Genomic DNA, 11,019 nt, shown 5'->3' with positions numbered 1-11,019 from the left:
GTTCATCTGGAACGTCTTCAAGAGCTACCGCTACGGTGAGGTCGTCACCGTGGACGATCCGTGGGGTTACGGCAACTCGCTGGAGTGGGCCACCAGCTGCCCGCCGCCGCGGCACAACTTCTACGAGCTGCCGCGGATCCGGTCCGAGCGTCCCGCCTTCGAGCTGCACTACCCGCACATGGTCGAGCGGATGCGGGCCGAGGCGCATGTGGGCTGGGGCTCGGGCAAACATGCCACCGAGGTGCACGAAGGCGCCTTGGCAAAGCATTAGCATTTTCGATCGCCGAGTGTGCACCTGCTGGTCATCAGCGGGTGCACACTCGTTTGTGCAGCAGTACATCGACCGAAGTGTTGCGACATCGGGGTCCAGCACAGCAACGGCAAACGACTAGCTTGGAGCACCTCAGTTGGCCGACACCACCGTCCTCGTCACCGTCACCGGACCCGACCGGCCCGGTGTGACGTCTGTGCTGCTCGCGGCCATGTCGCGACACCAGGTGAGCCTGCTGGATGTGGAGCAGGTGGTCATCCGCGGCCGACTGACCCTCGGCGTGCTGGTCACCTGCCCGAGTGACCCCGAGGCGCTGCAGGACGAGCTCGAAGAGGCGATGAACACCGTCGGCATGCACGTCGACGTCGAGGTCGACGCGCAGATCGGCAGGCAGCCGATGTCCACCCACGCGGTGGTCATCCTGGGCGCCCCGGTGACCGCGCGGGCCTTCAGTGCGGTCTCGCGTCAGCTCGCCACGCTCGGCGCCAATATCGACACCATTCGCGGTATCGCCGACTATCCGGTGACCGGCATGGAACTCTCGGTCACCGCGACCGATACCGGACCCGATTCGGATGCGCGGCTGCGCACGGCGCTGGCCGAGGTCGCGGTCGCCGAACAGGTGGATGTCGCGGTGGAGCGGGCCGGGCTGGCCCGGCGGGCCAAGCGGCTGATCGTCTTCGACGTGGACTCGACCCTGATCCAGGGTGAGGTCATCGAGATGTTGGCCGCACACGCGGGGGTGGAGGATCAGGTCCGTGAGGTCACCGAGGCGGCCATGCGCGGCGAAATCGACTTCGCCGAGTCACTGCGCCAGCGGGTGGCCACCCTGGCGGGGCTGGACGAGTCGGTGATCGAGGAGGTCGCCGACCGGATCGAGCTGACCCCGGGCGCGCGCACCACGATTCGGACGCTGCGGCGCATCGGATTCCGATGTGGCGTGGTGTCGGGCGGATTCCGTCAGGTGATCGAACCGCTCGCGCACGAACTGGAGCTGGACTTCGTCCAGGCCAACACCTTGGAGGTCGAGGACGGCAAGCTGACCGGCCGCGTGGTCGGCGAGATCGTAGACCGGGCGTTCAAGGCCACGGCGCTGCGGAAGTTCGCGGCCGAGGCCGGGGTGCCGATGGAGCAGACCGTGGCCGTCGGCGACGGTGCCAATGACATCGACATGCTCAATGCCGCCGGACTCGGCGTCGCCTTCAACGCCAAGCCCGCGCTGCGCGAGGTCGCCGACGCGGCCCTGTCCCACCCCTATCTCGACGCGGTGCTGTTCATCCTCGGCGTGACCCGCGATGAGGTGGAAGCCGCTGACGCGCGTGACGGCGGCATCCGCCGCGTGCCGCTCATCGGCGACTGAGTCGGGAATGCGGCGGGCCTCTCGAAGCTTGCACTCGAGTGCGTCCGGTCGTGGGAGGCCGGTGTCGAGCCCGCACAGCAGTTTTCGTTGACGATCGAGGTGGAATTGATGTCGAGTACCCCGGACAGCGCCGCCGGACTGCGTGACGGCGGTTCCGCGGAGCCCGAATTGTCCACGGACATCGAGGGTTTCCGCATTCGGCACGCGGAACTCGCCCGCGGTTACGCCGGTCTCGGCGATCCCGAGGATCCCGCATTGGTACAAGCCATGCAGATGGTGCTGCACATTCCCAAGGCCAACCCGCCGCGGCGCAGCGCGCTGCTGGAGGCCGCGGCGGCGGCCACGGTGGCGCTGTGCCTGGACGAGCGGGTCGGGCCCGATGGGGAGTGGGCGCAGCGCTTCCTGGACTGGAAGCGGTCGCGGATCCGCAAGGTGGCGCGGCGGGCGCGGGGCGCGCAATGGCTGGCCGCCAATGCTGTCGACGGGGTGACCGTCGAGGTGGACGGTGCGCAGGCGCGGGCATTTGTGCCGGGACCGGTGGGCGCGGTCGATCCGCGGATCAAGCGATTGCAGATCAACGGCACCGACTTGGAGCACGACGATCCCGGGCCGGTGGATCCCGAACTGCCGGTGCTGTGGGTGAATGCGAAGCTCGGCATGACGCTCGGCAAGGCTGCCGCGCAGGTCGGTCACGCCAGCATGTTGCTCGCCGGTGCGCTGCCGGTGGACCGGGCCCGGTTGTGGTCGGAGCGGGAGTTCCGTTGCGCGGTACGCGAATCCACACCGGAACACTGGGCGACGCTGTGCGAGAGGGTATCTCGCGGCAATGCGGTCGCGGTGCGCGATGCGGGTTTCACCGAGGTCGCGCCCGGCTCGATAACTGTGATTGCGGTACCCGGACAATACTGACCGCCCCATCGATGCACCCCCGTGAATTCGCCTGCTACACGATTCACATTCCGGGCCCGACCAACGAATTCATTTCGTAGATATTTCGATGTTCGGCATCAGGGGGATTCACCCAGGGCTGATCTGGGTACGTTCGACGCAACAGGACCGCCCGCACGCTACTCGCTGGAGGCCATGATCATGACGACGCTATTGGTGATACTCGCCGTTTGGGTCGGGTGCTCGATGCCACTGGCACTGATCGTCGCGCGGATGTTCCGCTCCACCGATGAGCCGCCGAACAATCCACCCGGTGCGGTACGCGCGCGGTCCGTTTCCCCGCGTCGTCGCGGTCGAATGGTTCAATTCTGGCCGCCAGCATGGGCCGGTCGTACAAGCACCGCACATTTGAGCCAAGATGGAGCCCGTGCCGCAACCGGATCCCGATCTGCTCATTGATTTCACCGACGTGACCATCCGACGCTCGGGTCACACCCTCGTCGGCCCGGTCACCTGGCAGGTCGAGCTCGACGAACGCTGGGTGGTCCTCGGACCGAACGGCGCGGGCAAGACCTCGCTGCTCCGCATGGCCGCCGCCGAAGTGCATCCGACCTCGGGCATTGCCCATCTGCTCGGTGAGGTGATCGGCAAAACCGATGTCAGCGAGCTGCGCCCGCGCATCGGATTGTCCTCGGCCGCGGTGGCCAGTCGGATTCCGCGCGACGAGAAGGTCAGCGATCTGGTGATCTCCGCTGGCTACGCGGTACTCGGCCGCTGGCGCGAGCGCTACGACGACGTCGATACCGACCGTGCCATCGATATGCTGGAAAGCCTGGGTGCCGAACATCTTTCCGATCGCACCTACGGGACATTGTCCGAGGGCGAGCGCAAGCGAGTCCTCATCGCCCGCGCGATGATGACCGATCCGGAGCTGCTGCTGCTCGATGAGCCGGCTGCCGGTTTGGATCTGGGTGGACGTGAGGAATTGGTGGAACGCCTCGGCGATCTGGCCGCGGATCCCGATTCGCCCGCAATGGTTCTGGTGACCCACCATGTCGAGGAGATTCCGCCGGGGTTCACCCACGGTCTGCTGCTGAACGAGGGCGCGGTCGTCGCGCAGGGTCTGCTGCCCGATGTGCTGACCGCCGAGAACCTCAGTGAGGCGTTCCGGCAGTCGATTGCGCTCGATCGCGTCGATGGCCGCTATTTCGCACGTCGCGCGCGTCGGCTGGGGCGGCACCGGTCGCGCTGACGGTGGTGTGGATTACGCCGTAAAACAAGCGCGCGTTAGTGTGCAGTTGTGAGTGAGACGAACGCTGCTTCTCAGCCGGTACCGTCGCTTAAGGACGCGTCGACGGTGATGTTGGTGCGTGACGGTGCCGCCGGGCCCGAGGTGTTCCTGCAGCGCCGGGTCGGCGCCATGGCCTTCGCCGCCGGGATGACGGTATTCCCCGGCGGTGGCGTCGACCCCTCGGACGGGACCGCCGATATCGAGTGGGCCGGACCCGAACCTGCGTGGTGGGCCGAGAAATTCGGCACCACCGAACCGCGGGCCAAGGCGCTGGTCGCCGCCGCCGTGCGCGAAACCTTCGAGGAATGCGGTGTGCTGCTGGCCGGTCCGACCACCGATACCGTGGTCTCCGACACCACCGGCTACCACGATGCCAGGGGCAGGCTGGAGCGGCGCGAGCTATCCCTCGCGGCCTTCCTCGCCGAGGAGAAGCTGGTGCTGCGCGCGGACCTGCTACGGCCGTGGGCGAATTGGATCACCCCGGTCATCGAGCCGCGGCGTTATGACACCCGGTTCTTCGTCGCGGTGCTGCCGCAGGGGCAGCTGGCCGACGGTGCCACCTCCGAGGCGGCCGAGGTGCAGTGGCGCACCCCGGCAGACGCGCTGGCGCGCTGGCGCGCTGGCACCGACATTCTGTTGCCGCCGACCTGGGCACAGCTGGACGCCATCGGCGAATTCGGTTCCACCGTGGAAATTCTGGCCGTCGACAAGGTGATCGAACCGATCATGCCGGTGCTCTCCGGCCCCGACGGGCAGCAGTTGCTCGACTTCCCGAACAACCAGCGGTACTTCGCCGACCTTCCGGATACCGGCAGGCTCAAGGGATCCGCGCGTCCGTGAGGCAGTAGGTTTCCTGCCATGGCCGAATTCGTCACCCTGGAGCTGCCCGAGGATCCCGCCGTGCGCGGCGTCGCTGTCCTCCGGATCGACCGCCCGCCGCTGAATCTGCTGAACGCGCAGGTGGTGCGGGAGGTGGCCGAGGCGGCCGCGATCGTCGCCGCGCATCCCGGGGTCGCTGCGCTGGTCGTCTACGGCGACGAGCGGGTCTTCTCGGCGGGTGACGATCTCGCCGAACTGTCCGGTCTCACCCGGGATCAGGCCGATGCGATGGCCGCCGATCTGCAGGCGGCGCTTGGCTGCCTGGCCACGGTGCCCCAGCCGACCGTCGCCGCGATCAGTGGCTACTGCCTCGGCGGCGGTCTGGAACTCGCCTTGGCCGCCGACCGGCGCATCATCGGCGATAACGTCAAACTCGGCCTGCCCCAGATCAAAGCGGGCCTCATCCCGCTCGCGGGCATCCGCCGTTTGTCGCTGCTGATCGGCCCCGGCCCAGCCAAGGATCTCGTCTACACCGGCCGCTTCGTGGCACCCGACGAGGCGCGCACCCTCGGCCTGGTCGACGAGGTCGTTGCCCCCGACGATGTCTACACCGCCGCCATGAGCTGGGCCCAGCAGTTCACCGACGGCCCCGCCCAAGCCCTCGCCGCCGCCAAATCGGTCTTCGAAGCAGGCCCACACGGCCTCGACCGCGCCCGCACCGAATGGACCGCTCTCTTCGCCACCGAAGACCGCCGGATCGGCACCGAGTCCTACCTCGCCGACGGTCCGGGCTCGGCGGCGTTCGTCGGTCGCTGACTGGGCCCGACGGGTCTCGTTCGCGCGCTGGATAGACCGGCGGTACCGGCAAGTCCCACCTTGCCGATGGTCCGGGCTGGGCGGCGTTCGTCGGTCGCTGACAGGGGCCGAAGGGTCTTGTTCGCGGCTGGATGGACCGGCGGTACGCTGCACCGGAACCGGGTCGGGCCCGGTCGAAGGTTGCCGGTCGGCGGCCTTCGCGGGAGGCGATCCAGCAGGCGGCCAGAGCGGGCTCGGTCGTGCCGGTATCCGAGTGGGTCGCCCTCTTCGCCGTGCAGGCCCGCGGCATCGGCGACCGAAGGCAGTCCTGTCCGGCGACGGCACGGGTTCGGCCGCGTTTGTCCGGTGTCGACGCGACCCGGACGGCTCGCCCAGACCGGACCGGCGGATACCGCGGCGTCGGAATTGGGCGGCAACTGACAGACCGGTTGTGGTCGGCGGCGCTCGGGCGATCTGTCGGACGGTCCGAGTCGGTGGTGTTCGTCGGCCGCTGACACGGCGGGCTTGATCTTGCTCGGACCGAATCGATATGGAGTTGTGTCCGGACAGTTCGGAATTGGGCCGTGTACTCGTCTTGGCGGCATTCCGGGAATCTGGGCTGGCCGCATGGGGCGGGGTGGGATCTGGTTGATCCGGGCGCCCGCGAGGACCATAAATGGGAACACGTTCCTGTCCGTCGGATGGCCCGGGTGCTGTGGTGTTCGGTAGTCGTGCGGGCCGCTCGAGCCCCAGCTTGCCGACCGCATCCAGGGTTCCCGGCGGTGCGTGGCGAGATCATCGGGCGGGTTCAGAACCAGAACGAGTCCGGGGGACCGGGTGGCAATGTGAAATCAGGCCGTACTCACTGGTCCGCTGGAGACCTGCGGCGGCGGGTTGGCTAGGCTAGCCCACCATGACGGTCCACCCCGATGACCCGGCGCCGAACCCGCATGCCACCGAGGCCGAGGTCGAAGCTGCGCTGAAGGATACGAAGCTCGCCCAGGTGCTGTACCACGACTGGGAAGCCGAGACCTATGACGACAAATGGTCGATTTCCTATGACGAGCGCTGTATCGACTATGCCCGGGGCCGCTTCGACGCCGCGGTCGGTCCCGCGCCGCTGCCGTACGAGCGGGCGCTGGAACTGGGCTGTGGCACCGGCTTCTTCCTGCTGAACCTCATGCAGGGTGGCGTCGCGAAGTCCGGTTCGGTCACCGACCTGTCGCCGGGCATGGTGAAGGTCGCACTGCGCAATGCCGAGAACCTCGGACTCGATGTCGACGGCCGAGTCGCCGACGCCGAGACCATCCCGTACGACGACGACACCTTCGACCTCGTCGTCGGCCACGCGGTGCTGCATCACATCCCGGATGTGGAGTTGGCGCTCAAGGAGTGCCTGCGGGTACTCAAGCCGGGCGGGCGTTTCGTCTTCGCCGGTGAACCGACCACCGCGGGCAACTTCTACGCGCGCTGGCTCGGCCGCATCACCTGGAAGGTCACCACCACCGTGACCAAGCTGCCCGCACTGTCGGGGTGGCGGCGTCCGCAGGCCGAATTGGACGAATCCTCGCGCGCCGCGGCGCTGGAGGCGGTCGTCGACCTGCACACCTTCGATCCGAGCGAACTCGAGGCGATGGCCCGCCGCGCGGGTGCCGCCGAGGTCAAGGCGAGCACCGAGGAGTTCGCTGCGGCGCTGTGGGGCTGGCCGGTGCGCACCTTCGAGGCGGCCGTGCCGGATGAGAAGCTGACCATGGGCTACCGGATGGCGATGTACCGCGCGTGGCTGCGACTGAGCTGGCTGGACGAGAACGTCATGCGTCGGGTGGTGCCGCGCCAGTTCTTCTACAACGCCATGATCACCGGTGTGAAGCCGGGCTCTGCTGCCAAATAGTGGGCTATTCCTTCGGCCGCGAGGACGTCACCTTCCTCGGCAGCGCGGCGGGTAATGCCGCGCTGGCCGAGGTGGACCGGCTGGAGCTGACCACTGCGACGCACCTGCGCGATCTGGAGCGGGTGCGTCGCGAGTTCGGCGCGCGGTCGGGTGCGCTGATCGAAACCGTGCGGCTGCGTCGTCGCGCAACGGCCAAGCTGGTCGACACCGCACGGTGGCTGTTCACCGACGACGCCCTGCAACAGGCAACTCCGACGCTGGTGGCGCGCCACCGCGCCGAAAAGCTGTCCGGACGCAATGTGCACGACGTGACGTGCTCGATCGGTGCCGAGCTCGCCGAACTGGGCAGGACCTGCCCATCGGTAATCGGCAGCGATCTCGATGACGTGCGCCTGTCGATGGCCGCGCACAACCTCGCCGAATCCCGGAATGTCCTGCTGGCCAAGGCCGATGCACTGGTCCCGTGCAGCACCGGAACCGTCGTCATCGCCGATCCGGCCCGCCGCGCGGACGGCCGCCGCACCCACGATCCGGCCAAACTGCAGCCCCCGCTGCCGGATCTGCTCGCCGCCTACCCCGGCCGTGACCTCGCCGTAAAGTGCGCTCCCGGACTGGATTTCGACCGCCTGGACTGGTCCGGCGAGATCGAGGTCGTCTCCCTCGACGGCGCGGTCCGCGAGGCCTGCCTGTGGTCGGCGGGTCTGTCCGAACCCGGCGTCACTCGCCGCGCCACCATCCTGTCCACCCGGGCCCAACCCGTCACCTTCACCGACGCCGACCCCGACGACATCCCCGAACGCGACCCCGGCGAGTGGATCATCGACCCCGACGGCGCCATCGTGCGTGCCGGTCTGGTCCGCCACTACGCTGCGAAACACGGGCTCTGGCAACTGGATCCGAAAATCGCCTACCTAACCGGCAACAGCGTCCCCGAGGGCGTCCGCGGCTTCCGCATCATCGACCGCCTCGACCTGCGCGAAAAAACCCTCCGCCAAGAACTCACCCGCCGCAACTGCGGCCCCCTGGAAATCCTCACCCGCGGCGTCGACATAGACCCCGACACCCTCCGCAAACGCCTCAAACCCCGAGGCACCCACCCCTACACCCTCATCCTCACCCGCCTGTCCCGCAGCACCGCCGCCTTCCTCTGCACCACCTGATCCCACGAGAATGCGCTGGTGCAGGACCGCTCTCGACGTTTGCCTGCCTCAGCGCATGGTGATCGGATGTCCAGTGGTTACTGTTCGGGTTTGAAGGTGAAGATTTCGCCTATGCGGGTGGCGAGGACTACTTCGCCGTTGGCGCCTATGGCGGTGCCGGTGGTCGTGCCTTTGGCGTTGGGGAGGACGTCGGAGTCCACGGTGGCGCCGGATTTGGTGTCGAAGGTGATGAGGTTGATGCCTTCGCCGATGGCGGCGGCGGTGTAGCCGGTGTCGCCAGCGGATTGGACGGGGGTGCCGCGCAGGGTGAGATCCTTGCGCTCCCAGATGATCTCGGCGGCGTCGCCCTTATCGCGGAGGGCCAGCAGGTAGCCGTCGTCGCCGGAGGGGATGATCAGGCCGTCGCTGGAGACCGAAATGCCGCCGCGCGGAGCCCATTCCAGCGGCTGGACCCATTTGGTGCGACCGTCGGTGGCGTCGACCGCGATGAGGCGCTGGGTGTTGTCGCCGACGTAGACGGTGCGGCCGTCGGCGGACAGGGTAGGGCTGGTCGCGCTGCCCTCGGTGAGCATATCCGCGCTCCACTGCTGCTGGATCTTATTGTCGGCGTAGCGCAATGCGACGAGGGCGGCGGTCGGCTTACCGGGCTTCCAGAGCGTGACGAAGAAGCGGCCGGTGGACGTATCGATCGGCGAGATATTGGCGACCGGACACTGCGGTCCGCCGATGGTGCAGTCGTCGAGACCTTGACCCGATGCGGGGCGGGTGAGATCCGGGTAGTCCAGGAGATCGGGCTCGCCGAGCAGTTGGATGGTGGGGACGATGCGTCCGCCGGTCTGGCGGCTCAGCACGTCCACCTGACCGGACTGGGTGATCGTCAGGATATTCCCGTCGCCGGTGAACTGCGCCGAAACCGGTACGCCCGCAACGGGAGTCCGCCAGCGCGGCTGTCCGATCGAGTTGAACGCACTGAATCCGCCATCGTCGCCGACATATACGTTGGTGCCGCTGTCGACCACCGTCGGCGCCGAGATCGCATTCGGTCCGAGCGGATTGCAGAAGCGCTTGCGGCCGGTGGGCAGCTGCAGCGACAGAATTGCGCAGTTGCCCGAGGTCACGGTGGTCACGAAGAGCTGTCCGTCCGGACCCAGGGTTACGCCCTGCTCGATCGGCCCGCCGACCGGTCGTGACCAGCTCAGCGAGAGCTTGCGCGATCCGGTGACCGGGCTGACGCCGGTATTGCGGCCGTCGTGGTGCGCGGATGTCCAGCCCTTGCCCGACCCGACGGTGATGTCATCGACATCGGTGCCGCAGCCCGCCAATGCCAGCGTGCCGACCGCGGCCAGCGCCGCCGCCGTCCGCAGCCTGGACAAGATCAGCCCGCGCGCCGGGTTGGCCAGTACGCCGCCGCTTCGCACCTGGTGCACTCCTGTCGTCATCGGCCGCTCGGACGAAACCAAAGTGTGTCGACCCCCGGTACACGCACCACTCAGCTGGAGTCGCCCGTGTGGAGGTTCGGGCCGCCGTCGGCGGCGCAGCAGTCACTGTACGGGAGGGCCATCCAACGGTGTACGGGTCCCGGCGGTGTTTTCTGAGCGGCGGTGAGTGCGGCGGCCGCTCGATGGGGTGCGGACGCTGGCCGGACCCGGTCCGGCCGCGCCGGATAAGCTCAATCGATCGTGACCGGGTCGGGTCACGACCGAAGAACCACGACAGGAGATGACTTCGTGACGAGCATGTGGGGCGCACCGTTGCGCTCGCGGTGGCGTGGCTCGCGCCGCCGGGATCCGCAGCAGGCGCGATTTCTGACGCTGGCGTCGCTGCGCTGGGTGCTCGCGAACAAGGCGTACACGCCTTGGTATCTGGTGCGGTATTACCGGCTGTTCAAATTCAAGGCGGCCAATCCGCATATTGTGCTGCGTGGCATGGTCTTCCTCGGCAAGCGCGTCGAGGTCCACGCGACCCCTGAACTGGGCCGGATGGAGATCGGCCGCTGGGTGCATATCGGCGACGGCAATGCCATTCGCTGCCACGAGGGTTCGCTGCGCATCGGCGACAAGGTCGTATTCGGCAAGGACAACGTGGTCAACACCTATCTCGATATCGAGATCGGCGAGTCCACCCTGGTCGCGGACTGGTGCTACATCTGCGATTTCGACCATCGCATGGATGACATCACCATGCCGATCAAGGATCAGGGCATTGTGAAGAGTCCGGTCCGCATCGGTCCCGACACCTGGATCGCGGCCAAGGTGACCGTGCTGCGCGAAACCCGCGTCGGCCGCGGCTGTGTCCTCGGCGCGCACGCGGTGGTCAAGGGCGAGATTCCGGATTACAGCATTGCCGTTGGCGCACCGGCCAAGGTCGTCAAGAACCGCAAGGCGACCTGGGAGGCGGGCGCCGAGGAGCGCGCCAAATACATTGCCGCGCTGGAAGATATCGAACGCAAGAAGAACGGCGCCACCCAGTCGGCGTAATCGCCGCCGCGTCGTGCCGCTGTCACCGAGCCCCGGGACCCCATCCGGACCCGGGGCTCGGGCGATT

The 11,019-nt window shown here is 67.7% G+C and carries 9 protein-coding genes and 1 pseudogene; 9 read left to right on the top strand and 1 reads right to left on the bottom strand.

The window, feature by feature from the left end; genetic code table 11:
- The 8 genes and pseudogenes from ACWEO2_RS38750 to ACWEO2_RS38715 all read left to right on the top strand — a co-directional run.
- Positions 1 to 271, top strand: a pseudogene (locus ACWEO2_RS38750) (cytochrome ubiquinol oxidase subunit I); the annotation flags it as partial.
- Between the two features lie 136 nt (positions 272 to 407).
- Positions 408 to 1,631 carry a phosphoserine phosphatase SerB gene (gene serB / locus ACWEO2_RS38745; protein ID WP_452409910.1) on the top strand — a complete coding sequence of 408 codons (1,224 nt, stop codon included), beginning with the start codon at positions 408 to 410 and terminating at the stop codon, positions 1,629 to 1,631.
- Positions 1,632 to 1,739: 108 nt separating this feature from the next.
- A complete protein-coding gene (locus ACWEO2_RS38740) occupies positions 1,740 to 2,540 on the top strand; it encodes a peptidyl-tRNA hydrolase (RefSeq protein WP_452409909.1) in 801 nt (266 codons plus the stop codon).
- Between the two features lie 397 nt (positions 2,541 to 2,937).
- Positions 2,938 to 3,771, top strand: coding sequence for an ABC transporter ATP-binding protein (locus tag ACWEO2_RS38735; RefSeq protein WP_354955820.1), 834 nt, complete (start codon positions 2,938 to 2,940; stop codon positions 3,769 to 3,771).
- A 108-nt stretch (positions 3,772 to 3,879) separates the two neighbouring features.
- Entirely contained in the window at positions 3,880 to 4,650 is a 771-nt protein-coding gene (locus ACWEO2_RS38730) for an NUDIX hydrolase (RefSeq protein WP_452409912.1), read from the top strand.
- 18 nt (positions 4,651 to 4,668) lie between these two features.
- Positions 4,669 to 5,445, top strand: coding sequence for an enoyl-CoA hydratase-related protein (locus tag ACWEO2_RS38725; RefSeq protein WP_452409908.1), 777 nt, complete (start codon positions 4,669 to 4,671; stop codon positions 5,443 to 5,445).
- Between the two features lie 892 nt (positions 5,446 to 6,337).
- The gene (locus tag ACWEO2_RS38720) at positions 6,338 to 7,315 is read left to right on the top strand and encodes a class I SAM-dependent methyltransferase (RefSeq protein WP_354955817.1); all 978 of its coding nucleotides are present in this window, start codon (positions 6,338 to 6,340) and stop codon (positions 7,313 to 7,315) included.
- On the top strand, positions 7,315 to 8,475 hold the full coding sequence (locus tag ACWEO2_RS38715) for a THUMP-like domain-containing protein (RefSeq protein WP_452409907.1): 1,161 nt from the start codon (positions 7,315 to 7,317) through the stop codon (positions 8,473 to 8,475). The genes ACWEO2_RS38720 and ACWEO2_RS38715 overlap by 1 nt, the downstream gene beginning before the upstream one ends.
- A 77-nt stretch (positions 8,476 to 8,552) precedes the next feature.
- On the opposite strand, the gene ACWEO2_RS38710 is transcribed toward ACWEO2_RS38715, so the two are convergent.
- Entirely contained in the window at positions 8,553 to 9,914 is a 1,362-nt protein-coding gene (locus tag ACWEO2_RS38710; protein WP_452409906.1) for an outer membrane protein assembly factor BamB family protein, read from the bottom strand.
- A 288-nt stretch (positions 9,915 to 10,202) separates the two neighbouring features.
- Between ACWEO2_RS38710 and ACWEO2_RS38705 the strand changes: the two genes are divergently transcribed.
- Positions 10,203 to 10,952 carry an acyltransferase gene (locus tag ACWEO2_RS38705; RefSeq protein WP_452409905.1) on the top strand — a complete coding sequence of 250 codons (750 nt, stop codon included), beginning with the start codon at positions 10,203 to 10,205 and terminating at the stop codon, positions 10,950 to 10,952.
- Positions 10,953 to 11,019 lie beyond the last annotated feature (67 nt).

Source organism: Nocardia sp. NPDC004278, from assembly GCF_053602975.1.
The sequence above is the reverse complement of the archived record's forward strand: the minus strand, read 5'-3'. Positions and strand labels throughout refer to the sequence as shown.